The organism is Gemmatimonadota bacterium (genome assembly GCA_026387915.1).
Taxonomy (GTDB): Bacteria; Gemmatimonadota; Gemmatimonadetes; order Gemmatimonadales; family Gemmatimonadaceae; genus Fen-1231.
Genome location: JAPLKS010000007.1, coordinates 172,194 through 196,032, shown reverse-complemented (window position 1 = coordinate 196,032; position 23,839 = coordinate 172,194). Strand labels below are relative to the sequence as shown.

Sequence of the window (23,839 nt, the reverse complement as noted above, 5' to 3'; positions counted from 1 at the left end):
GGAGGACCGTTACTCCTGATTCACCAACTCGAGTCGCGCCGCGCGGCGACCATTGGGGAGCGTGTCGAGTGCCACGGCGTCCGTGACCCAGCCGGTGTCGTCCACCACATAGGCGTAGCGGTGACGGCCCCGCGCCATCGCGACCTCGCCCACCCAGACGCCGTTGGCGGAGCGAGCGAGCGCCGTGCGCCGCGAGCCCCAGTCGTTGAAGTCGCCCACGAGCGCCACGCGAGCGGCCGCGGGCGCCGAGAAGGCAAAGCGCACGAGCAAGAGCGAATCGCGGAGCGACGAGCCAAGGCTAACGGTTGGCGCAGCCGCTTGAACCGACGCGTTACGAAGGGGATTGCTACCAAGCAACGCGCCACCCGCCACAACAACGGTGAGCGAGGCGGCCAATGCCGCGCCGAGTACCGGCGAGAGCCATCCCAGACGAAGTGGGCGCTGTGCTTCACGCCGCACGGCGGCCATGGTGCGGGCGCGAGCCACATCACCCAACTGCGGGACGCGGCGCATTTCGCGCGCCAGGGACTCGGAAAGTGAATCGTCAAACGGCTGCACGGTGTCCCTCCATCAGGACGCGTAGACGGGCACAGGCCCGCTGAACGCGCATTTTGAGTGCGGAGACGCCGGCGCCAGTCACCACCGCCATCTCGTCAAAACTCAGGTCTTCGCCAAAGCGCAATGCAATCGCCTCGCGCTGTTCGTCGGTGAGTTGCGCCATCGCGCGGGCCAGTTCGTCGCGCACCGCGAGGCGTTCCACGGGATCTTCGTCGGTGGTGAATTCGAAATCGGCCGCTTCGAGCGGTTCGTGCTCGCGTCGGCGCGACGCAGCGGTGCGGCACCGATTGATGAGAATGCGTAGCAACCAGGCGCTGCACTGCTCGCGGTGTTCGTAGCGCGGCAACGCACGGTACGCACGCACGAACGTTTCCTGCACGGCCTCCTCGGCGTCGTGCCGATTGCCGAGTAAATGCGCGGCATAGCGCATCAGGCGGTCTTGGTACCGGTTGACCAGTACCGCAAATGCCTCAATGTCGCCGGCCTGTACGGCCTTGATCGCGTCGGAGTCCGAGAGGGTCACGTGGATTAAAACCCCAGTCATGCTCTTTTGGTCACATGGCAGGCTTACAAGGATGCCGGCGGAGCCGTAAGTTGTTTGGTGACAACAGTTAACGGTTAACCGTTAACCGTGAACCGTTAACGACCGATCACGGCCTAGGATAGATTTGTCAGATGCCCCTCCCAACCATCCACGCCACGACCATCCTCGCCGTCCGCCGCGGCGATCAGGTCGCTATCGGCGGCGACGGCCAAGTCACCGTCGGTGACACGGTCATGAAGGCCAACGCTATCAAGGTCCGCGCCCTCAAGGGCGGCAAGGTGCTCGCGGGTTTTGCCGGTGCTGCCGCCGATGCCTTCACCTTGTTTGAAAAGTTCGAAGAAAAGCTCGATCGTCATCCCGACAACTTGCAGCGCGCGGCAGTTGAGCTCGCCAAAGAGTGGCGCTCCGACCGCGTGTTGCGCCGTCTCGAAGCGTTACTCGTGGTGGTGGATCGGCACACGGGTTTTGTGCTGAGTGGCACGGGCGAAATTATCGAACCTGACGATGGCGTCTTTGCTATCGGGAGTGGCGGTCCCTACGCGCAGGCGGCGGCGCGCGCGTTGTTGCAGGAAACGTCGCTTACCCCGCGCGAGATCGTGCAGAAGTCGCTGTCTATTGCCGGGCAAATCTGCATCTATACAAACGAACACGTCACGGTCATTGAACCGGCATCATGATGTTCGATACGGTTGTGTCCGCTCTCTGCTAACCGGCCCATGACTTCGAAGCGCACCGAACAGACGCTCGCCCGACTTGCCGATCTCACGCCGCGCAAGATCGTCGCCGAGCTCGACCGTTACATCGTGGGGCAGGACAACGCCAAGAAGGCGGTGGCCATTGCCCTGCGAAATCGCTGGCGCCGGCAGCGCGCGCCGGAACCGATTCGTCACGAGATCGCGCCCAACAACATCATCCTCATTGGCCCCACGGGCGTGGGGAAAACGGAAATCGCACGCCGTCTCGCGAAGCTGGCTGGCGCGCCATTTGTGAAAGTCGAGGCGTCAAAGTTCACGGAAGTCGGCTACGTGGGGCGCGACGTTGAGGGGATGGTGCGCGATCTCGTCGAGAGCGCGGTCGACATGGTGCGGAATGAACGCGAGACGGAAGTGGAAGATCTCGCCAACGACAAAGTAGACGACCGGTTGCTCGATCTCTTGTTGCCCCCATTCATTGAACCGACCGCTCCCAAGGGAACCGACGCTGAGCGGGTGTTTGTGGCGAGTGCGGAAGGCGCGGTGAGCCAAGAACTCGAAGCCTCGCGCGAGCGGCACAAGCGCACGCGCGACAAGCTCAAGCAACTGCTGCTCGACGGGCAATTGGAGCAGCGCGAAGTCGAAATTGAAGTGACGCCGTCGGGGCCGTCCATGCCCGAGGTTGCGCGCGGCGAAGGGCCGGGCGGCATGGGTGAAGGGCTCGGGAACATCGGCGAAATGCTCGCGGAGTTGTTGCCGCACAAGAAGAAGAAACGACTGGTCGCGGTGGCCGACGCGCGCCGTTTTCTCCTCGACGAAGAGTTCGACAAGCTCATCAACTTTGACGATGTGGTCACGGACGCACTGGAGCGCGTAGAAACCCTCGGCATCATCTTCCTCGACGAAATCGACAAGATCGCCGGCCAGCGCGGTGAGATGGGCGGGCCCGACGTGTCGCGCGAGGGGGTGCAGCGCGACCTCCTGCCGATTGTTGAGGGCAGCAACGTGCAGACGAAGCACGGCATGGTGAAGACCGATCACGTCTTGTTCATTGCCGCGGGCGCCTTTCACGTGAGCAAGCCGAGCGATTTGATTCCCGAGTTGCAGGGCCGCTTTCCTATTCGCGTTGAGTTGTTGCCGCTGACCGAGGCCGACTTCGTGCGCATCATGACGGAGCCGGAGAACGCGCTCACCAAGCAGTATGCGGCGCTCATTGCGGCAGAGAACACGGTGCTAGAGATCACCACCGACGCCGTCGCGGAAATCGCGCGGACGGCGGCGCAGGTGAACTCGCGGATGGAGAACATCGGGGCCCGACGGTTGCACACCGTGATGACGACGCTCCTCGAGGATGTGCTGTACGACCTCCCAGACCGTGGGACGGAGCCGGTAAAGATCGACGCGCGGGTCGTGCGCGACCGCCTCAAGGCCATCGCCGAGGATGAGGATCTACGGAAGTACATTCTGTAGGACTTTGGCCCGAACCCTGCTAGATTTCGTCGCTCACCTCTGGACCACGTGAGCCATGACCGACCGCCCGCACTGCCCGCATCGCGACTTCCTCGCGATTCCCGACTTTTCGAAGCCGGAACTCGACGCGCTCTTTGCGCTCGCCGAGCGTATGCGGACGGGCCAGTACCGCCGCCGCCCGCTTGAGGGCAAGTCGCTGGCGATGATCTTTTTCAAATCGTCCACGCGCACGCGCGTGTCGTTTGAAGTGGGCGCCTGGCAGTTGGGCGCCAATCCACTCTTTCTCTCGCCGCGCGACATTCAGCTCGGCCGCGGCGAACCGATTGCCGACACCGCGCGTGTGCTCGCGCGCATGGTGGACGGCATCATGGTGCGCACCTATGCGCACGCGGAAGTCGAAGAGCTTGCGCTTCACGCAGATGTGCCCGTGATCAACGGGCTCACCGATCTCCAGCATCCGTGTCAGATTCTCGCTGACTTGCTCACGGTCAATCAGTTTCTCGGGAGTTATAAGGGAAAAAAGATCGCATGGATCGGCGACGGCAATAACATGGCCAACACCTGGCTTGACGCGGCCGCGGTGCTGGGTTTTGAACTCGCACTCGCATGCCCCGAGGGCTTTGAGCCGGACGCCGCGTGCTTTGAGCGCGCCACGCGTGCCACCAAAGTGACGCTCACACGTGATCCCGCCGAGGCGATCGACGGGGCGCATGTGGTGAACACCGACGTCTGGGCCTCGATGGGGCATGAGGAGGAGCAAGAGGCGCGTCTGCGCGCCTTTGCGGGATACACCGTGGATGCCGCCATGATGAATCGTGCGCACAAGTCGGCGATCTTCTTGCACTGCTTGCCGGCGCATCGGGGCGAGGAAGTGACTGCCGACGTGTTGGACGGCGCGCAGAGCCGCGTGTGGGACGAGGCGGAAAATCGTGTGCATGCGCAAAAGGCCGTGATGGCGGTGTTGATGGGTGGGGAATCGCTGACACCCGCGAAAAAGAAAAAGGCGTTGCCCAAGAAACAGACCAAGAAACCGACGGCGAAGTCCGCCAAGACGCCGGCCAAGACGCCGGCCAAGAAAGCTCGGCGTCGCTGATAGCGGGAGTGCGTGGATTCGTCGTACCGTGTCCGTGGGACCGTCCATCAGCGACATCCTTCCCCTGGGAATGCCATGAAGCGCCGCACTTTTCTCCATGCCGTGGGAACGTCAGTCGTGGGAGCGCACCTCGCGCCGCTCCGTCCGCGGGCAACGGCACAGCTCGATCGTATTGGCCTCGAACTGTATTCCGTGCGCGCGGCGATGCGCCAAAACCCGGAACGCACCCTCGCCGCCGTACGCGCCATTGGCTACACGGATGTCGAACTCCTCTGGAGTTTCGACAACTTCGGCCGTAGCCCCAAGCAGGTGCGCGACACGCTGCGCGCCGAAGGGCTTCGCGCACCGTCCGCACACATCGCCCCCGAACTGTTGCTCGGCGACTGGAATCGCGCGCTCGACGACGCCAAACTGATCGGCCAGCAATATCTGATTGTGCCCAGCCTTCCTGCCGAAACGCAGCATTCACTCGAAGCGTGGCGAAAATGGGCCGATCACTTCAATACGGCGGGCGCCGCCGCGCGCAAAGCCGGCATCTGGCTCGCCTTTCATAACGAGCCGGACCACTTCAAACCGATCGACGGCCAAGTGCCGTACGATCTGTTTGTGCAGCGCACCGATCCCGCTGCGGTGCGGCTACAGCTCGACACCGGCAATATGACGGTCGGTGGTGCTGATCCCTTTGCGTATCTCGCCAAATATCGCACGCGCTACGCCACCTTCCACCTGAAGGATGTGGTGGCCGATCGGACGCACGACACCGAACTCGGCGCCGGCGTGTTCGATCTGCGCAAGTTTTTGCACGAGGTCACGGACATCGCCAACAAGCCGTGTTTCGTAGAGCAAGAAGGGCCCGCCGACGAACTCGCCGCCGCAAAACAGAACTGGGCGCACGTGAAGTCGCTCGCGTTCTAGTTCGCCATACACCCCTGAGGATGATGTGACCACGAGCGTGAAAGTTGGGAAGTTGGCACCCGCGTTTGATCTCGAAACCGACACCGGCGAGCGGGTCGCGCTCAAAAGCCTGCGAGGTCAGTGGGTCGTGCTGTACTTCTACCCCAAGGACGACACCTCGGGCTGCACCATGGAGTCGTGCGAGTTTCGCGATCTCTTTCCTCGGTTCAAACGCGCGAAGGCCGTGATCCTCGGCATCTCACCGGACTCGGCGAAGTCACACGCCAAGTTCCGGAAGAAGTACGAGCTTCCGTTCACGCTGCTCGTCGATGAGGGCCACGCGCTCGCCGAGCAGTTTGGAATTTGGGTCGAGAAGCTGTTTTACGGCCGCAAGTACTGGGGCGTGCAGCGCACCACGGTTATCATCGGCCCCGACGGCAAAGTGAAGCAACTCTTTGAGAAGGTGAACCCCGACGGCCATGCTGCCGAGGTTCAGGCCGCGCTCAAGCTGCTTACGGCTGCATCGAGCCAATGATCATGATGTGCGCCTTGGGCGTGCCCGGAAACATGATCCACGGTTGATTCGGCAGCGGAGCCGCTGAGAGGCCGAGGCTTTCGGGCGTCGCGCCGGGCACGTACACCACGGCAAGCGGGCGCGCATCTTTCACTTTGTTGGTGGCCTGGTCGAAGTTTTCTTTCGTCGTCGTGAGCGAATACAGCGAGCCTGCCGTCGGCATCTTGAGCGTGCCGGCGCGCACTTCGCGGAACCGCACCGAGTCCACCTCAGGGTCCTTCACGCCACTCGCGCGCAGGTCGCGGCCGCGGGCCATGAACGGCTCCAGTCCCTTGTGGTAGCAGGCGACGTGAAAATTATCGCGCACCACATAGAGCGCCAGGCAGATCATACCGTTCTTGCCGTCGCGAATCGTCTCGAGTTTCCCTTTGGTCTTGTAGCCCATCACGAGGGCGCCCGCCTGCAAATCCTTTGGGAGCGGGAGCAACGCCGCCGCCACTTGTTGATCGACCGTGGGAAGCGCCTGTGCCTGCGCGGAACGTGAAGCAAGTGCGAGCGGAAGCGCGAGCAGGGCGAGCAACGCAGCGGGGGAGCCTGGGCGACGACGCATCGAAGCGGACCTCGTGGTAAACGTGGTTTGTACGGAAGCAAAAGAATCTACGACCCATCGGGCCGCCGTGCCTAGCGCATAGCCGGCGACGGTCGCGATTTCGGCTGCGTTTGGCTGGGCCGCCTCGCCCACCGAGCGCAGGATGCGGGTGCGCATCCGCAGCACGACCGGACTCGCAATGGGGATCGCCTGAAAATACGGATCGTACTTGGTGCCCACCCCTTCAATGAGCGCGGCGGTGCGGGCGAAGTACACCATGTCGCGCGGCAGAATGATCGGAAAATCAAAGATCGTCTTCATCACGCGATCGGCGAGCAGCGCGTCGATGCGCTGTTGCGTCGTGGTCTTGGCGAACGCATTGACGATGAGCAACACGGCGAGGCGGTGCACCGTCTCTTCATCGGTGCCAGGGAGTACCAGCCCCATCGCGCGGAAGCCATCGGCCACACCATTGGGGTCGCGCCGAATGGCCGCGAGGACGGTGCGCGTCAGCTTAGCGCGCGTGGGTTGATCTACGCGCACCACCATGCCGAAGTCGAGCAGGATCAACCGGCCGTCAGGCGCCACCATCAGGTTGCCGGGGTGTGGGTCGGCGTGAAAGAGACCGTCCACCAGCATCATCTGCACATACACTTCAACCAGCGTCGCCACGAGTCCCTTCACGTCCACGGTGCCGGCGTTCAGCTTGTCGATGCGAGTGCCATCCATATAGTCGAGCACGAGTACGCGCTGCCGCGTGAGCGCGTGCACGACGCCGGGGATGATCACCCGCTTGTTCGTGGCAAAGTTTCGTCCGATCTCCTCTGCGAACTCGGCTTCGAGTCGGAAATCGAGCTCCTCGTGAATGCGCGCGGAGAACTCGTCCACGACCGCAACTAAGCCCGCAACGTGCGGATGCGGCCAGCGCGTGTTCACCCAGCCGAGGATGCGCCGCGCCGAGGCGAGGTCGCGTTCGATGATGCGTTCAATCCCCGGGCGGAGGACCTTTACGGCCACGTCGCGTCCGCGGTAGGTGGCGCGATGCACCTGCCCAAGCGATGCGGCGGCCACCGGCGTGCGGTTGAACGTCTCAAACACCTCTTCTACTCGCTGCACCTCATAGGCGGCGCAGACGAGTCGTTCGACGACGGAAACAGGGAAGGGGGGCACCGCATCCACGAGCGTCCCCAGCTCGCCGATGTACGGTTCCGGAATGAGGTCGGCGCGCGAGGCAAAGACCTGCGCAAGCTTTACAAAGGTGGGGCCCAACCCGGCGATCGAACTGACCAGTAACTTGGCCCGGCGGGCGTGGAACTCGGGGGTGCGCGGCATCCGCTCGCCCCACCAGAGCCAGCGTTTGCGGTCTCGGAAGAACGAGGCGACGAGCGGCCCGAGGGCCAGGAGGATTCGGAGGGTATGCACGGTGTAGTGAGACTAACGAATCTCGCCCGCCAAGGTTCCGGTAGTGGCTGTCAGCTGTTCTGAGCCTACCCTCACCCCTGCCACTTCGGCATATTGACTATCCCGGCACACGCGGCAATCCCTGCTGTGTGAACGGTCTATCGATCAACATCGACCGCCCATAGGTAGTTCAAAATGGCTGACTTGCTCAAAACCCCGTTCCACGCACTCCACGTCGCGCTTGGCGCCAAAATGGTGCCCTTTGCCGGCTACGAGATGCCCGTTCAGTACCCCGCCGGCATCACCGCCGAGCATAACGCCGTGCGCCAGCACTGCGGGCTGTTCGACGTGAGCCACATGGGTGAGTTCAAGGTCACGGGGCCGCAGCGCGTGGAGTTCGTGAACTACGTGACGTCCAATAACGTGGCGTCGCTCGCGATCGGGCAGGTGCACTACTCCGGGCTACTCAACGAGCGCGGCACCTTCGAAGACGACTGCCTCGTGTATCGTGGCGAGGACCACCTGATGATGGTGGTGAATGCGTCGAATAAGGACAAAGACTTCGCGCACATCAGCCAGCAGCTTTCGAAGTTTGATGTGCAGCTCGAGGATATTTCTGATCGCATCGCCTTGCTCGCGCTGCAGGGGCCCGAAGCGCAGGCCATTCTGCAGACGCTCACGGACATCAAGCTCGACGACATCAAGTACTACCACTTCACCGAAGGCAACGTCGCCGGCGTGGGGCCAATGGTCGTGAGTCGCACAGGCTACACCGGTGAAGACGGTTTCGAGCTGTATCACGACGTGAAAGACGCGGTCCACATCTGGAATGCGCTGATGGCGACCGGCAAAGTGACGCCCACCGGACTCGGCTGCCGCGACTCGTTGCGCCTGGAGATGGGGATGGCGCTCTACGGCAATGACATCGACGACACGGTCACGCCGTGGGAAGCCAACCTCGGCTGGCTCGTGAAAATGAAGAAGGGCGATTTCACTGGTCGCGCCGCGCTCGAAGCGCAGAAGGCCGCTGGCGTGCCGAAGCGACTGGTCGGTTTTACGATCGCCGAGAAGAGCTTCCCGCGTCATGGGTATCCCGTGTTCGTGAATGGCGCGGCGAGTGGCACGGTGTGCAGCGGCACGGCGAGCCCCAGCTGCGGCATTGCGATTGGGACAGCGTATGTGCCGTTCGCGCACGCGCAGACGGGCAACACGTTTGAGGTGGAGATTCGTGGCAAGCGCCTCGAGGCGACGATTGTAGAGTTGCCGTTTTATAAGAGCGCATCGCATCGCTAGTGGCGTTGGCGATCGCTCGTGTTGTTCGTCGTTTACCGTTCTCCGTTAACGGTCTTTCGTTCTCTCGCTTTCGTGGTTCATGAAAGTTCTTATCACGCTCACTGACGTCGAGCCCGCTGTCCGTCTCAATGCCGCCCTCGAGGCGGCAGGGATCAAGACGGCCATGGTCTCGCCGATGGACGACCTCGGCAGCACGGTCACCCGCGAGCGGCCCGACGTGATTGTGATTACCGGCAATCTGCTGGACCAGCAGACACTGCACCTCGTGCGCCAGCAGTTGTGGAGTGGTGCGGCGGTGCTGGGTTTGGCCGACGTTGGGGATCCGCAGCTGGAGTCGCGGTTGCGGAGCGTTGGTTTCAATGAGGTGTTGGCCAAGCCCGTGTCGAGCGAGGAGTTGTTCTCGCGCGTGAAGAACTTGGTCGATCGACGGGCGTTGGCGCTGGAGACTGGGCTGTACGGCGACAGTGAAGCCGTGCGTGAGCTGCTAGTGAAGATCGAGCAGATCGCGCCGGTGAGTAGCACCGTGCTCATTGAGGGCGAGAGCGGCACCGGCAAGGAGTTGGTGGCGCGTGCCGTGCACCAGTTGAGCCCGCGCCGCGGTAAGGCGTTCATTGCGGTGAATGTGGGCGCGCTGCCGGAGACGTTGCTGGAGAGTGAGCTCTTTGGGCACGAGAAGGGCGCGTTCACGGGAGCGGCGGAGCGACGGATTGGACGGTTCGAGCTCGCGCACGGCGGGACGATTTTTCTCGATGAGATTGGCGACATCTCGCCCAGCACGCAGGTGAAGCTGCTGCGGGTGCTGGAGGCGCGAGAGGTCACGCGCGTTGGTGGCACGCACACGATTCCGGTGGATGTGCGCGTGGTGGCGGCGACGAATCGTCCGCTCCGTGAAGGGGTGGAGCGCGGCACGTTCCGGAGCGATTTGTATTATCGCTTGAATGTGTTGCGGATGTATTTACCGCCACTGCGCGAGCGTCGCGACGATATCGTGATGCTGGTACGGCGGTTCGTGCAGGAGTTTTCGCAGCAGCACGATCGCGAGTTCCGAGGGATTTCCCCAGAGGCCATGCAGGCGTTGGTGAGTTACGCGTGGCCCGGCAACGTGCGTGAGTTGCGAAACTTGGTGGAGAGCATGGTGGTGTTGTCGCACGGTCGCGAGATCGGCGTGGACGACATTCCCCCGCAGCTTCGTGGTGGCAGTGGGATGGAGCGGCTGTTGCCCGTGCATGTGGGGCCTATGATGCGCGAGGGCGAGCAGGCCGCGGGACGGGAGCTCGAGTTTATTGTGCGCAGCCTCCTGGAGTTGAAGCTTCAGGTTGAGGATTTGCGGCGAAAGGTGGACGATGACCGGTCACACTTGAGCGCGATTGCGGCTCACGGGTTCGTGGGCAGCGGGGTCGGCTCGGGCGGACTGCTCGGTTCAGTGTCGGAGGGGCTGGAGCCCCCGAGTTCGCCCTCATCGTCGAATGTTGTGACCATCACGCCTGGCATGACGATGGCGCAGATAGAGCGGTCGGCCATCGAGGCAGCGCTGCGGGAGTCGCGCGGGAACCGTCGGAAGGCCGCCGAGGTCCTGGATATCGGGGAGCGCACCCTGTACCGGAAGCTGAAGGAGTATGGGCTTCCCACGGGCGACTACGAATCGGACAATTAGTCCGATTATTGCCCTGCTGGCTAGTTCGCGAACATTTTGTCCCTAATTAGGTCGCTCAATCGTCATTTGAGCGTTAGGTGGGGCATATATTCCTGTCGGTTACTCGGCGGTGCCTCCGTTCACGTTTTGCACCCATTGAAGAGGCAGAAGTGACACAACCGCACCCGGGAGTTTCGTCGCCGATCGCTGGCAGTGTATTGCCATTGCAGCGCGCGGAAGAGTTGATCGCGACGTTGGCCGGGGTGGTGAGTGTTCGCATTGTGTCGACGGAGACGGGGAACGTGGAGGCGATTCACGTTCTGGTGACGGGTGACACGCCGGCGAAGCAGATGGTGCGGAACATTGAGAGCGCGCTGATGGCGCAGCTCGGGATGCGGGTGGACCATCGCAAGGTGAGTGTGGCCACGACGACGGCGCGAGCGGATGCGGTGTCGTTGCTCTCGGCGCCCGGCGCCGCGGTTTCGTCGGCAAAGGCAGCGGCGTTGACGTTGCCGGCGCCGGTGGCAGAAGGGAGCGCGGTGGAGCATGCCCCCGTCGACGATGCCGGTCGTGCGCTGTACTTCGAGGATGTGGAACTTCGCGGCTCGCGCGCCAAGGGTGTGACGTGCAAGGTGACGGTACGTCGTGGGCGCGAGCTGTTTGTGGGCGAGGCCGAGGGGGTAGAGACCGGCGATCGGAATCGTGTGGAGTTGAGTGCACGCGCGGCGATGCAGGCGGTGGTCCTGGCCGATGGCGGCGCTCGCTCGCTGACGCTCGAGGGGGTGAAGATCGTCTCGGCCTTTGATCGCGAGCTCGTTGTGGTGGGCTTACGCGCCAAAACTGGGCGGAGCAGCACGTTGCTGACCGGGTGCTGCGAGGTCAAAGACAACAGCGAGACGGCCGGCGCGCTTGCGGTGCTGAACGCGACGAATCGTTGGGTGGACGGCATGCGGTAGCGGCGGATGCGCGCGGTGCGGCGTGTGCCTGTTGGCGCAATCACTTTACAGAGGAGACTACAACCCCCGACTTCGGCTTTGAGAGAAGCTGAGCGGGCCGACTAGCAACAGGAGCGGAGCCAACCTGGTATGCACGTCTGATGGTGGGCGTGACTCTAGTACCCAAGGGAGGTGACGCAACATGCAAGCTCTGGCTGGTATCATCGCGAGTCTCTTCGCGTTCGTGCTCGGTGACACGTTGAGCTGGGGTTGAGTCGAGGTCGGGGGTTCTCTTTCCTCACATGGTCATGGTTGAACGCCAAACAAAGTATTTCGTAGGAGCAGTCGTCGCGGCAGCCCTAATAGCCGCGGCGCTCGTGGCTCGTGCTCAACTTGGATTCGATGAAGACTCGCTGCAGGCCGCGGGGGTCTTCGCTCTCTTGGGTATTCTTGCGCACGTGATGGCCTATCGCATTCCACGCGGAGCGATGGGAAACATTTCGTTTGTTCCGTTCATGAGCGCTGTAGCGGTGGCACCAGGACTTTCGGTCGTCATATCCGTAACGCTTGCGGTGGCGCTCGCAGAAATCCTTCAGCGACGTGATCGACTCAAGGGCTTGTTCAATCTCGGACAGTACGCACTTTCCGTGAGCGTTGCGATCCTGGTGTTCCGAGCTCTAGGAGGGCGTCCCATTGACGCGGCCTCTCTTCACTCGAAGCTCGCGTTTGCAGCGGCGTTCACGTCGTTCTTCTTGGTTAATACGGTCTGCGTTAGTGCGGTGATTGCGATCAGTACGCACCAGAGGCTGGCTGGCGTGCTTTGGCAGAACACGCATAGCGCGTTGATCTATGATGTGATCGCGGTGCCTGCGGTGTACGGATTTGCGTTCCTGTACGCAAAGCTGGGGCCGGCGTGGTCGGTCGTGTTTGCGATTCCGCTTTTCGGTCTTCGGCATTTCTATAAAACAAACTGGCAGCTAGAGCGACTCAATGAAGAGTTGCTCCAGATCATGGTCGCTGCGATTGAAGCTCGTGATCCGTACACTTCCGGCCACTCTCAACGTGTCGCTGAGTATGTGAGAATCGTTGCTCGGGCGGCGGGGCTCGGAACTCGAGCCATTGAGCGCCTTGCGACCGCCGCTCTACTCCACGACGTGGGCAAGATTCACGAGGAGTTTGCGCCGATTCTCCGGAAACCAGGCCGACTCACTGAAGCAGAGTTTGCTGTCATGAAAACTCACTCCGCGAAGGGTGCAGTTCTGGTAGGGAAGTCGTCGCAATTTCACGATTTGGTTTCCGCGATTCGGGGTCATCACGAAGCATGGGACGGCAGCGGTTATCCAGATGGACTGGTCGGGGACAAGATACCGCAGTGGTCGCGCTTCATTGCTATAGCCGATACGATCGATGCAATGGCTACAACGCGCCCGTATCGAGACGCCCTCTCGTACGAAGTCATCCGCTCAGAAATAATGAAGGAAAGCGGTCGGCAGTTTGATCCAGCGATTTGTGTAAAGCTGTTGAATGCGTCTCACTGGCCCGCCTTGGAGACGGCCATCGCGCGCAACGCCGTGCCACGTGACGTTTCCGCTGGCGCAGAGCAAGTCGAAGAGCATCTACATGAGGTCGTGCCTGAGCTCCAGTCGACACAACGACCTCAGCCAGTCGCACTATAGTCACGCCAGTCAATAGCCGGGCGTCGTAGCTGCTCGAGGGCTCGTGTTACTGGCGCCCGTAAAGTGTGGACCAATCTTTGTTGATCGCTGCTACCAAGTACCACTTTTCGTCGCGGTTTGTGGGAAGGCGGTGCGTTCTGCGGTTCTCCACGGCCTCCATGCAAGTCGATCGGTCCAATGTGAAGCGAGCGGCTGAGAGCAACGCCGAAAGAGCATAGTCGCATAATGTCGTTGGGCTGGCTTGTCCCACTGCTTTTAGTAAATGAGGGACCGTGAGTGCGAGGATGTCGCCGTTCTCCTCGAGCGCCGCCGTATGGCATGCCAGTGCCAAATTGGCGAGGCGTCTTGATGATACTCTGTCGTCGATCAGAATCGGTAACGGTTGGGATGCCTCTGCGCCGCTGAGGGGCAGTGAGCCAAAGTGCACCGCAAGCATTTGCCGCTGATGAGCGATGCTGTTCTGTGCAGTCAGGTGCTCAGACCGGCGAACCCACCGTTCGGCGACGCCAAGCCAGCTGTGAGCTTCTTCTACTTCATATCGATCGAAGTGAAGGGCGCTCATTCGGTCCGCTATCCTAGACGCAAAGACGCTTAGTCCAAGCTTTGAGGAAACTTCGAAGGCCCGCCGAAGTTGTCTCATGCCTTCATCGATTCGGTCAACCTGGCGTAGCACGTTCGCGTGCCCATGTAGTGCGGTGATTAGCGAAATACTGTCAGTTGACTGGCTGTCAATGTCGATGGCGCGCAAGAAGGCAGAAGCTGCGTCATCGAACGCGCCGCGCTGAAAGAGGGAAATGCCTTGAGCGGTGTGAATGGAGCTGACTGTGGAGTCAGTCCCTGAGGTGCGCGCGGAAACGAGGTTGTCAATGCGATTGAGCGTTTCTGTGTCCCAGAGTTCGGCGGCAAGGCCCGAGGCGAGCGTCGCAGCTTTGCCGAGGACGCGCTCACTAATTCCTGGGCGACGAAGGAGGCGTTCTGTCCTGTCGAGATTCGAATGCGCATCCTCCCCAACCCCCCACGCCGCCTCAATCCCGATCAACTCCAACTCACACGCCGCCTCCTCTAGCGCTTCCTCCCGCCGATACTGCCCCAGCGCCTCGGACACCACCACCGTCACCTGTCGACTGCTCCCCGCACAGTACAGCGCGTGCGCATAGTCCACGGTGACGCGAAGCCGGTCCTCCGTCGTCACCGATAGCGGCACCGCGAGCGCGAACGTCTCCGCCGCCTCGGCCGGTGCGCCAAGCGTCATGAGGTGGCGTCCGTAGCTTATGAGGAGGACTCGCGCCCGCTTCGGGTCGCCCGCATCTTGAAAGTGCCGGGCCGCGTCCCACGCCAGTCGAGGAATCCACACGCCGGCCGCGCGAGTCTCCAAATACTCCGCAATCCGATAATGCAGTAGCGCACGGACGGCCGGGCTCAAATCCTCGGTGACGATCCCCGCGGGCACGTCATGCATCGTGAGCGCCGTGGACGTGTCCACCGACAGAAGATCGGCCTTCCCGATCTCCTCAAGCGCAGACAGGAGTACCGGCGTGGAAAGATCGAGGACGGCGCGCACCGATTCTGGCGTCGCGTGTGCACCCAGCAACGCGCAGGCGCGCAGCACATGCAATCCCGCATCCGATAGGGTGCGGGCGCGTGCCAAGAGCGTATCACGCATGCGTCCGGGTGCGGCCTCCGCATTCCCGGGAACCGAGTAGTGCAGCATCCACTCTCGGACAAACAATGGATTGCCGTTCGTGGCGACATAACACTCGTCCAATCGCGCGCTCTCCTCGGCGCCGAGCGTGTGGGTGAGCACACTGGTCGCAAAGGCATCGCAGTCGCATCGCGAGAGGCCGCTCAGTGGGAGCCGAACCGTGGTCAGCGCTCGCAGGTCGCGCCATCGCACATCGTCCCAGTCGGTGCCGCACAGCAACCACACGACGCGACAGTGCGCCGTGCCGCCCACGACATCCACGAGCAGGGACGTGCTGGCCGGATCCAAGCGGTGCGCATCGTCCACGAGCACGAAGAGCGGTGCCTCGTCCGTCACGGCCTCAATCACGTCGATCAACGAACGCCGCACCAAACTCCGCGACATCGCGCGTTCGGTGGCCCGCCGCGCGGCCGCCGCGCTGTCCTCCGGCTGCGTAAAGGCCAGCAGGACACTCATCGAATCCGGCGAGCACGCGGCGCCACCGGGCGACGCCACAATGAGCGGCACCAACTCAGAAAACAGTGCGAGGCTCCGCGTCGCATCCTGCTGCGACAGACGAACCTCCACTCGACGAAAGCCTCGGAGCCCGGCCACCGCATTGGCCTGCGCGGCCAGTCGCGACTTCCCCATGCCCGACGCTCCGGACATCGCTACCAGCGTGCCGGCTCGCGCTGCCGCACGATCCATCGCGTCCTGCAGCTGCCCGAGCTCTTGCTGCCGACCAATAAACGGCCGAATGGCCATACCCGCATGCGGATGCGTCACGACGGCGTCCGAGATGCGCCGCCGTAACACTTTCGCGGGCAATGAAATATCCTGCGATCGCCCGTCGACCTCTTCCACGAACGTGTCGAGCATCCGAATCGCTTCCGCCTTCGCGCCCACCATCGCCAACGCCTCGGCGCGCGAGAGTGTCGCTTCCTCGTTGAGCGGATCAATCGTGAGCAACAACTGCGCCAGCGCATCCAACTCCGCCCAACGTCCCTCGCGGCGCGTGGCCGCCAAGCGCGTCAGCAGCGCGCGGCGTGCCGCCGCCGCAACCTGCGCGCGTAGGCCGTCGAGCCACTCCTCAAAATGGGGCGTGGAGAGCATCGCGACATCCGCCAAGAATCGCGTGGCGGCCGTGAGCTCCTCCACACTGGCGCTGTGGGCCCATTCCGGCGTGAGCGCGGTCAGGAAATCCGCGTCGATCATCGCCGGATCGACCAGCAGCGACTCGTGCGACTCGCCAAACTCGAGCCCCGCACGTCGCAGGCGGTACAGCATTTGTCGAAGTGCATGACGTGCGTCGGTGAGCGACGCATCTGGATAGAACAGCTCCAGCAGCCGTGCTCGGCTCACGGATTGCCCGCCAGTTGCCGCCAAATACATGGCGAGTGCGAACTGCACGTGCGACGAAGGCCTGATGGAGGTACGGCCGATGCGGATTGTCATCGCCCGTAACAAACGCACGCGCATGAGCGGGCTCCTCCGCCATGGTGAATACCAGAATGCCGCCATTCCATACGAAAGCGAGTGCCGTCACCGCAGCGTCACTCGCGCAGGGTCGGCCATTAGAATCCCAAACCGTAACCGTTTCGGCAAGTCCCTACGATGGCCGTCGACCAGGAACGCACCACTATTCGCGTTCTTGCGGTTCCTGACACACATTTGGGGTGCCTGCGGACATCCGACTGTCAGGATAATCCCGTTGGAAGGCGCCTATCCCCCCGTGAGCGAGTACCAACGATGGCGAGTTGGACCTTCAAGGTTCCTCTGAGCGGCGGACCCGTGCTCGTGCTCTCGCGCGGCTGGGACGGTCGCACCGCAATTGCATTGCGCGGCGTGCATCTCGAGCGCCTCTCCTACGAAGACGGCGAGCCGTTTGTGGTGCCGATGGCTGACGGTACCACGGAGAAAATTCTGGTACGGAAGATCTTCCTCGATCCCGTGCCGCGCGTACAGTTCCGTGATCAGCCGATTGAACTCGTTCCGCCCATGCGATGGTGGGAGTGGGCGCTCGGTGCCGTGCCCGTTGGGCTCGCCTTCACGGTGACGCTTCCGGGTGTCCTCATGGGAATCATGGCGAGCGTGATCAACTTGTTGTTGCTGCGCGGTTGGCAGCAACCTATCGCACGGCTTGTGGCCGTGGTCGCGATCAGTGGAACGGCGATCGGTGGCTATCAGACCCTCAATCACTTATTCAACAGCGTCGTCAGCAGTCCAATGGCGGATCTGATCACGAGTCTGCCGCTGCCCAAGGACGACAATGGTCGCACCGCCGCGGCAAGCGACGTGACGGTGGCGCCGCAAGACGCGGACACGCTGGCGGTGTTGCGCGGCGCGCTCGAACGATCGCAGTTCGATTCCCTCGAACTCGTCCTGGGCCGCCTCGAACGCGATGCGCTGACGCACCCGCGCTCCGAAATTCGGTGGGGGACCACCCTCAAAGCACTCGGCTATGCTGGGCCGGCCGCCGAAGTGCAAATGGACGCGTGGCTTGCCGCGCGTCCGGCGAGCCACCTCGCGCACCTAGTGCGTGCGTCGGCGTATGTGCGGTCTGGGCTGTTGTTGCGCGGCGATCAACCGATCAAAACCACCACGCGCCAGCAACTCGACGGTATGAAGCGTGAATTCCGCCGAGCCGAACTCGAAATTGCGTCGGCGCTGCGAAGCGACCCGATGGCGATTGGCGGCTACTGGCTCCTGCTCTCCATGGCGCAAGCGCGTGGTGATGCGGTGGGTGCCGCAGAGGCATTTCGGCGCGCGCTGATGATTCAACCGCTCAGTCTGCGGAGCTACATCCTGTATGCGCTGGTGCTCGATCCGCAGTCCGGCGGATCGCTGAAAGCGCTCGGCAAACTCGCCGATCAAGCGGACTCCCGTCTGGCGGAGGAGCCGCGACTCCGCGCGGTGCGTGGATTTCTCTCCTGGGTGGAATCGCGCGACGCGGTGGCCCGCGGCGACTTTGCGACCGCCACGGAAGCGGCACAAGCGGCACTTTTAGTTGGTGATGACTGGCGCTTTCATGCCGCGCTCGGCCGTGCGCAGCGTGGTGCCGGCGATATTGCCGGCGCGACGGCCGCGATGGAGAAGGCGCTGGTGCGCAATCCGATTGAACCGAGTGTACGGTTCGAACGGAGTCGTCTGCTATACGATCGCCTGACCGCCACGCCCGATGCCGACTCAGCCGATGCGTGGCTGAGCGAGAGTCGCCGCGAGGCGAACGTGGCGCTCGACCTCGATGGTGCGACGCAGCGCTATCGCGACTGGGTGGATTCCCTCGCGTTGATTAAACCGAAACGCCGCGGAGCATAGCTCCACGGCGTTTCGGTGGCGTCTCACGCAACCAATAGCGACTACAGCTGCAACAAGTCCGCGACCGTGACGCTTTCGGCTTCGGCCTGAAAGTTGAGCGTCACGCGATGGCCGAGCACGATGTTGGCGATGGCCTTCACATCGTCAATGTCCGGCACGCTCCGTCCATTCATGGCGGCGCGCGCCTTCGCACCGAGCGTGAGGTACTGACTCGCGCGCGGTCCGGCGCCGTATGCGACGAACTTCTTGACGGCGGCCGTGACGCCCGGCTCGCTCGGGCGCGTGCTGCGCGCGAGGTTCACCGCGTAGCTCACCACACTCGGCGGCGCGGGAATGCGGCGTACGAGTTGTTGCATGTCGAGAATCTCCTGACCCGTGAGGACCGGGGAGACGGTGAGGCTCTTGTCGGTGGTCGTCGTGTTGACGATGCGCTCTTCTTCTTCGCGACTCGGATAGCCCACCTTCAACTCGAACATGAAACGGTCGAGCTGGGCTTCGGGCAGCGAATAGGTGCCGTCGTGCTCAATGGGGTTCTGCGTGGCAAGCACGAAGAACGGTTCCGGAAGCTGGTACGTTTTGCCAGCCGCTGTGACGCGGTGTTCCTGCATCGCCTCGAGCAGCGCGGCCTGGGTTTTCGGTGGGGCTCGGTTGATTTCGTCAGCAAGGACGATGTTTCCGAAAATCGGGCCCGGCTGGAACTTGAAGCTGCGCTTGCCCGTGCCGTGATCTTCTTCGAGCAGTTCCGTGCCGGTGATGTCGCTCGGCATCAAGTCAGGGGTAAACTGCACGCGCGAGAACTTGAGATCGAGGGCCTGCGCGAGTGTTTGAATCAGGAGCGTCTTGGCGAGACCTGGTACGCCAATGAGGATGACGTGGCCGCCGGCGAGAATAGCGCCGGTGAGGTTCTCCACGATATCGGCCTGACCGACAATACGGCGGGCGATCTGGTCACTGAGCGCCGTGCGGGCCTTGGCCAGTTTGCCGAGGAGGTCGAGGTCGCGTTCGTCAGCTAGCGATTGGGCCACGCAGGAATCTCCACAGAGTGCGCGCGGCGGAATGCCGCGGGAGGAAAAGATAGCACAACGGCGCCGTTGGGTAACGGCGCCGCAGGGAAGAACGCTGAGATTTGTGGGGCCGTGTGTAGGTGCGGCGCCTAGCGGACGACGAAGTCAGCGCGCTGGACGACGGGGTAGTTGTCGCTCGCCAGCGTCGCGATCGCGGTATAGCGGCCTTGGGGGATGGAGTCCCAGCGGGCGTCGTAATCCAGCGCATCGCTCGAGCGCAGCACGCGACTCTGGAGCGACTGCGTGAAGAAGCGCCCCTGACTCCAGCGCCACACTTCGCGCCCCGCGCTGTCGACGACGACGAGATCGTGCGTGAGGCCGCTCGGGAAGTTCAGCTCGACTTTTGCGTCGCCGGTGTTCGTGACGCGGAATGCGAACTGCACGCCGTCTTTCACGTTGATGTCGAGCGTCGGCGTGAGTTTGGCTTCGCTCTTGGCGCGCGCGTGCGATGCGCGCGGTACATCGGAGTTGCGCGGCCGCGGGCCGCATGCGAATGCGACACCGAGTGCAGTGAATGAGAGCGACGCAAAAACCAATCTTCCGTTCATCGAGGTGGGGAGCACGATGAAGGGTGAACTACTACGGCTGGTGGGTCAGCCAAACATCACAAATGTCACACTAACTTTGTCAGCGAGTGAAACATATCAACATAGTGACGATTCGTCAAACCCCAGGCAACAGCTAAGTGTAAGGGGGGTAGTCGCTTGCTTCCTTTGGCCTGATTTGGTGGTGCCGGAATGGCGGGGATTGAGGCTTTCTTTAGAGCCGCCGAATTGTGGGTTGTTTGGCGATTCGGGGGTGTTTCGCTGCCGTTTTTTGGCCTCCATTTGGGGTGCAGAAGACCGTCGTGCGGACCGGTTTTTCATTGGGGGAGTTTGCTTGCGCTTTTTTTCACAAGCCTCTAACTTTCGTGGCTGTGACGGGTACCGAAGGGCCTCTGAAGGACGATCGCGCATCCTTTGATGAAAAGGACGTGGCGCGGCGGCGCGACGAGCTGCTGGCTCGGGCGCGAGGGGAGGCGCCGAGTGTGGGGGGCGGGGGGCAGCGACTGATGGGGCTGGGAGTCCAGTTCGTGGTCGCGATTCTGCTCTTTCTGTACCTGGGAACGTGGCTGGACCGGAAGTTTGGGACGGCTCCGTGGATGATGCTGTTGGGGACCTTTGTTGGGGCGGGTGCGGGCTTCTACTCCCTGTACCGGGCGATGGTGGAGGAGAACCGGATTCAGGATGAGGAGGCGGCGCGCCGCAAATGAAGAAGATTCTGATTTTCGTGGTGACGCTGCTTTTGGTGGCGGTGGGTGGAGCGGCGCTGTTGACGCGGCTCGTGCCGGGCCCGGAGGCAGCGCGCGCGATCTGGACGAGCGCTTGGATTGCGATCGTGGTGCAGGGGATCGGGTTTGGGTTTGCTTGGTCGCTGCGCAAAGAGCACGTGATGCTGGGCTGGGGAATGGGGATGATGCTCCGGTTCGTATCGCTGGCCGTGTACGCGTTGGTAGGAGTGCGGGTGCTGGGGCTCACGTTGGCCCCGGCGTTACTGAGTCTGGCTGGATTCTTCTTCGTCACGACGCTCGTCGAACCGATACTGCTCACGCCATGAAATCCCGTTCCATTCTGTTCGCGCTGCTCGCCTCTGCGTTTGTTGCCGCCGCGCCTGTCCTGCGCGCGCAAGAGCCGCAGGGTGCCGCCGCGCCGGCTGTTGCCGCTGAGGCGCAGGCCAAGGCTGCCGAGGCGCCCGCTGCGGCCAAGGTCGACATCATCACGCCGCACATCACCGACGCGCACGCCATTGAAGTGCCGTGGCCGAGCCTCGAAGAAGGGTTCCTCACCAAGGAAATCGAACTGCCGCGGTGGGCACCGGTGCATATCGGCTCGGTGGAAGTCGATCTCTCGCCGACCAAGCACGTGGTGATGTTGCTCGTGGCCGCGTTGTTGGCCTGTCTGATTCTCGTGGGCGCGGCGCGGAGTCAGGCGCGCAGCGCGCGCACGGGGCGGCCGCCGAAGGGCTATGCCAACGCCATTGAAGCGATGGTGCTGTACATCCGCAACGAAGTGATCCTTCCGAACGTGGGACATCACGGGGAAGGGTTCGTGCCGTATTTGCTCACGATCTTCTTTTTCATTCTCTTCGCCAACCTGCTCGGGCTCGTGCCCTATATGAGCACGGCGACGGGCAATATTGCCGTGACGGCGACGCTCGCGATCCTCACCTTCCTCGTGATTGAGATTGCGGGCATGAAGGCGTTGGGCAAGGGCTACATCAACACCATCATCTTCTGGCCGCACGACATGCCACTGATGATGCGCGTGCCGATGTCGATGATCCTCTCGCCCGTGGAACTGCTCGGGAAGTTCACCAAGCCGTTCGCGCTCACGATTCGTTTGTTCGCCAACATGACGGCGGGACACATCGTGGTGCTGGCCTTTGTGGGGATGATCTTCACGTTCCATTCGTTTGTCGTGGCGCCGCTGCCGTTGGCGATGGCCGTTGCGATCATGTTTTTGGAGTTGATGGTGGCGTTTTTGCAGGCGTTCATTTTTACGCTGCTGTCGAGTGTGTTCATTGGGTTGGTGCGGGAGTCGCACCACTAGGGTTGTGTGGCGTTGTCAGTCGCTGACGGTTTTCGGTTTTCGGTTAACGGTCAACCGTCAACGGCTGAAAACATTGCAGGTCGCGGCTCGGGATCCGCTTGTCCGAACCGCGCAGTAGCCGAATGAGTGTTCGGCGAATTCCGTTGAGCCCCGGGGGCTCGCTGACGGAACGCGGCCACGCGGTACGATGGCCGGTAGCGGCAAGGGTAGTTCTACGTTTCACCATTGGAGTTCGATCATGACGATGTATCCGCTTCTGCAGGTCGCCGGTGAGTTCAACAAGAGCTACATGGGCGCGTGGGCCATGATGGGTGCCGGCATCGGCGCTGGTCTGGCGATCATCGGTGCCGGTCTCGGCATCGGCCGCGTGGGCGGCCAGGCCGTCGAAGGCATGGCGCGTCAGCCGGAAATCGCGGGCAAGATCCAGACGGCCGCGTTGATCTTTGCGGCGTTCATCGAAGGCGCCGCGCTGTTTGCCGTCGTCGTCGCGTTCGCCATTCAGGGCAAGTTCTAAGTCGTCGGTGGGTGCGCGCCCCGGGGTGCGCACCCACCACACTCTATTCTCCGAAAGGATTTCCCATGCGTTCGATGTTCTCCCGCGCTGCTGCGCTGCTCGCCATTGCCTCGCCCCTGCTCGCGCAGGAGCACGAGGCCGCCAAGGTGGATCTGCTTAGCCCAGCGACCGGATTGATGTTCTGGACGTTGGTCATCTTCCTCGTCGTCTTCTTTGTGCTCGCCAAGTTCGCGTTTGGCCCGATCGTGGCCGCCGTGTCGGCGCGCGAGAAGGCGCTCGAAGACGCGACGGCGATGGCCAAGGCCGATCGTGAAGAGGCCGCCAAACTCCTCGCGGAGCATCGCGCCGCCATTGAATCGGCGCGCGGCGAAGCGCAGCAGCTCATTGCCGACGGCCGCAAAACCGCCGAGTCGATGCGCGCTGACTTGCTCGAACAGACGCGGGTGCAGCAGGAACAGATGATGGAGCGCGCCAAGCGCGACATCGAAGCCGAAAAGACCAAAGCCGTGGACGCACTGCGCCGCGAGGCGATTGATCTCGCGATGGCCGGCGCGAGCAAGGTGATCGAGCAGAATCTCGATAACGCGCAGAACCGCGCGATTGTCGAGAAGTACCTCGGCTCCATCGGGACGCGCTAATGCGCGACGAATCCATTGCTCGCAACTACGCCGAAGCGTTGCTGGCGCTCGCCAAAAAAGCGAACGCCGCAACGGAGTGGGCGGGGTACATCAACGCCATTGCCGGGGCGATCGAGCAGAATGTGACGCTGCAGCGGTATCTCTCGGCGCCGCAGGTGAGCCAAGAAGCGAAGATCGCCTGGTTGTCGAAGGGGCTCGATGGCAAGGTGCCGCCGCTGTTCGTGCGCTTTTTGCAGAAACTGGTGATGAACCGCCGGCAGACGCTCATTCCGCACATCGCCACTGAGTACAACAACCTGGTGGACCTCGCCGAGGGACGTGTGCACGCACGCGTGACGGTGTCGCGTGAGACGCCAGAGGTGGAGGTGCAGGCGATCAGCGCGGCGCTCGGAAAGGCGCTCGGCAAGACGGTGGTGAGCCACGTCACGGTGAACCCGAAGATTCTCGGGGGCGTGGTGGTGCGCGTGGGTGATACGGTGATGGACGGATCCGTCAAGCGTCGCTTGGAGCGGCTGCGCGCGCAGATGGCGGGCCGATAGGTCACGCGCGGATTGTGCTGCACCAGAAATGCGACGGGGCCGCTCACTTGAGCGGCCCCGTTTGTTTGGCGTGAGGATCCCGCGGCGAGGTGTAACGGGTCCAACGCAGGGCACGGGGGGCAGGCCCACCGGGGACCACGGTCAGGGTCAGGGCGAGGGTCGTGGGGGCGAACCGGTGCAAGTGCTGGTATTCGGGCGCTCCAGC

At 62.6% G+C, this 23,839-nt stretch carries 21 protein-coding genes and 1 pseudogene; 16 read left to right on the top strand and 6 right to left on the bottom strand.

Features of this window, described 5'->3' with window-relative positions; all coding sequences use genetic code 11:
- Positions 1-9 precede the first annotated feature (9 nt).
- Both NTZ43_03355 and NTZ43_03350 read right to left on the bottom strand, forming a co-directional pair.
- On the bottom strand, positions 10-558 hold the full coding sequence (locus NTZ43_03355) for an isoamylase early set domain-containing protein (GenBank protein ID MCX5766248.1): 549 nt from the start codon (positions 556-558) through the stop codon (positions 10-12).
- Positions 545-1,081: a sigma-70 family RNA polymerase sigma factor gene (locus NTZ43_03350; GenBank protein MCX5766247.1), complete on the bottom strand. Its 537-nt coding sequence runs from the start codon at positions 1,079-1,081 to the stop codon at positions 545-547. Before NTZ43_03350 ends, NTZ43_03355 begins: the two co-directional genes overlap by 14 nt.
- 152 nt (positions 1,082-1,233) lie before the next feature.
- Between NTZ43_03350 and hslV the strand changes: the two genes are divergently transcribed.
- The 5 genes and pseudogenes from hslV to bcp all read left to right on the top strand — a co-directional run bounded on the left by hslV (position 1,234) and on the right by bcp (position 5,786).
- Positions 1,234-1,779, top strand: coding sequence for an ATP-dependent protease subunit HslV (gene hslV / locus NTZ43_03345; protein MCX5766246.1), 546 nt, complete (start codon positions 1,234-1,236; stop codon positions 1,777-1,779).
- 39 nt (positions 1,780-1,818) lie between these two features.
- A complete protein-coding gene (gene hslU / locus NTZ43_03340) occupies positions 1,819-3,264 on the top strand; it encodes an ATP-dependent protease ATPase subunit HslU (protein ID MCX5766245.1) in 1,446 nt (481 codons plus the stop codon).
- A gap of 55 nt (positions 3,265-3,319) precedes the next feature.
- Positions 3,320-4,231: pseudogene (gene argF, locus NTZ43_03335) on the top strand (ornithine carbamoyltransferase).
- A gap of 201 nt (positions 4,232-4,432) precedes the next feature.
- Positions 4,433-5,272, top strand: a complete 840-nt coding sequence (locus NTZ43_03330) for a sugar phosphate isomerase/epimerase (protein MCX5766244.1) — start codon at positions 4,433-4,435, stop codon at positions 5,270-5,272.
- A gap of 25 nt (positions 5,273-5,297) precedes the next feature.
- The gene (gene bcp, locus NTZ43_03325; GenBank protein MCX5766243.1) at positions 5,298-5,786 is read left to right on the top strand and encodes a thioredoxin-dependent thiol peroxidase; all 489 of its coding nucleotides are present in this window, start codon (positions 5,298-5,300) and stop codon (positions 5,784-5,786) included.
- Here the strand turns inward: bcp and NTZ43_03320 are convergent.
- Positions 5,764-7,776, bottom strand: coding sequence for an AarF/UbiB family protein (locus NTZ43_03320; protein ID MCX5766242.1), 2,013 nt, complete (start codon positions 7,774-7,776; stop codon positions 5,764-5,766). The two genes, bcp and NTZ43_03320, sit on opposite strands and share 23 nt — an antisense overlap.
- Before the next feature lie 174 nt (positions 7,777-7,950).
- Between NTZ43_03320 and gcvT the strand changes: the two genes are divergently transcribed.
- From gcvT to NTZ43_03300, 4 genes are all read left to right on the top strand, one after another.
- On the top strand, positions 7,951-9,048 hold the full coding sequence (gcvT, locus tag NTZ43_03315) for a glycine cleavage system aminomethyltransferase GcvT (protein MCX5766241.1): 1,098 nt from the start codon (positions 7,951-7,953) through the stop codon (positions 9,046-9,048).
- Positions 9,049-9,127: 79 nt separating this feature from the next.
- Positions 9,128-10,702 carry a sigma-54 dependent transcriptional regulator gene (locus tag NTZ43_03310; GenBank protein ID MCX5766240.1) on the top strand — a complete coding sequence of 525 codons (1,575 nt, stop codon included), beginning with the start codon at positions 9,128-9,130 and terminating at the stop codon, positions 10,700-10,702.
- A gap of 149 nt (positions 10,703-10,851) precedes the next feature.
- Positions 10,852-11,637 (top strand): hypothetical protein, encoded by a 786-nt coding sequence (locus tag NTZ43_03305; protein ID MCX5766239.1) that lies wholly within the window; start codon positions 10,852-10,854, stop codon positions 11,635-11,637.
- 287 nt (positions 11,638-11,924) lie between these two features.
- Positions 11,925-13,292, top strand: coding sequence for an HD-GYP domain-containing protein (locus NTZ43_03300; protein MCX5766238.1), 1,368 nt, complete (start codon positions 11,925-11,927; stop codon positions 13,290-13,292).
- Positions 13,293-13,338: 46 nt separating this feature from the next.
- Here NTZ43_03300 and NTZ43_03295 read toward each other — a convergent pair whose 3' ends face one another.
- Positions 13,339-16,452 carry an AAA family ATPase gene (locus tag NTZ43_03295; protein ID MCX5766237.1) on the bottom strand — a complete coding sequence of 1,038 codons (3,114 nt, stop codon included), beginning with the start codon at positions 16,450-16,452 and terminating at the stop codon, positions 13,339-13,341.
- A gap of 270 nt (positions 16,453-16,722) precedes the next feature.
- Here NTZ43_03295 and NTZ43_03290 point away from each other — a divergent pair, with 270 nt between their 5' ends.
- Positions 16,723-18,291 (top strand): DUF4034 domain-containing protein, encoded by a 1,569-nt coding sequence (locus NTZ43_03290; protein ID MCX5766236.1) that lies wholly within the window; start codon positions 16,723-16,725, stop codon positions 18,289-18,291.
- A 41-nt stretch (positions 18,292-18,332) separates the two neighbouring features.
- Here NTZ43_03290 and NTZ43_03285 read toward each other — a convergent pair whose 3' ends face one another.
- Both NTZ43_03285 and NTZ43_03280 read right to left on the bottom strand, forming a co-directional pair.
- A complete protein-coding gene (locus NTZ43_03285) occupies positions 18,333-19,316 on the bottom strand; it encodes an AAA family ATPase (GenBank protein ID MCX5766235.1) in 984 nt (327 codons plus the stop codon).
- Between the two features lie 128 nt (positions 19,317-19,444).
- Positions 19,445-19,903 (bottom strand): BsuPI-related putative proteinase inhibitor, encoded by a 459-nt coding sequence (locus NTZ43_03280; protein ID MCX5766234.1) that lies wholly within the window; start codon positions 19,901-19,903, stop codon positions 19,445-19,447.
- A 368-nt stretch (positions 19,904-20,271) separates the two neighbouring features.
- On the opposite strand from NTZ43_03280, the gene NTZ43_03275 reads away from it, so the two are divergent.
- From NTZ43_03275 to NTZ43_03250, 6 genes are all read left to right on the top strand, one after another.
- Positions 20,272-20,607: an AtpZ/AtpI family protein gene (locus NTZ43_03275; protein ID MCX5766233.1), complete on the top strand. Its 336-nt coding sequence runs from the start codon at positions 20,272-20,274 to the stop codon at positions 20,605-20,607.
- The gene (locus NTZ43_03270; protein MCX5766232.1) at positions 20,604-20,951 is read left to right on the top strand and encodes a hypothetical protein; all 348 of its coding nucleotides are present in this window, start codon (positions 20,604-20,606) and stop codon (positions 20,949-20,951) included. Before NTZ43_03275 ends, NTZ43_03270 begins: the two co-directional genes overlap by 4 nt.
- A complete protein-coding gene (gene atpB, locus NTZ43_03265) occupies positions 20,948-21,943 on the top strand; it encodes a F0F1 ATP synthase subunit A (GenBank protein MCX5766231.1) in 996 nt (331 codons plus the stop codon). Before NTZ43_03270 ends, atpB begins: the two co-directional genes overlap by 4 nt.
- A 244-nt stretch (positions 21,944-22,187) precedes the next feature.
- Positions 22,188-22,457: an ATP synthase F0 subunit C gene (atpE, locus tag NTZ43_03260; GenBank protein ID MCX5766230.1), complete on the top strand. Its 270-nt coding sequence runs from the start codon at positions 22,188-22,190 to the stop codon at positions 22,455-22,457.
- A gap of 65 nt (positions 22,458-22,522) precedes the next feature.
- The gene (gene atpF, locus NTZ43_03255) at positions 22,523-23,095 is read left to right on the top strand and encodes a F0F1 ATP synthase subunit B (GenBank protein MCX5766229.1); all 573 of its coding nucleotides are present in this window, start codon (positions 22,523-22,525) and stop codon (positions 23,093-23,095) included.
- Positions 23,095-23,634, top strand: a complete 540-nt coding sequence (locus NTZ43_03250) for a F0F1 ATP synthase subunit delta (GenBank protein ID MCX5766228.1) — start codon at positions 23,095-23,097, stop codon at positions 23,632-23,634. The genes atpF and NTZ43_03250 overlap by 1 nt, the downstream gene beginning before the upstream one ends.
- The last annotated feature ends 205 nt before the right edge of the window (positions 23,635-23,839 follow it).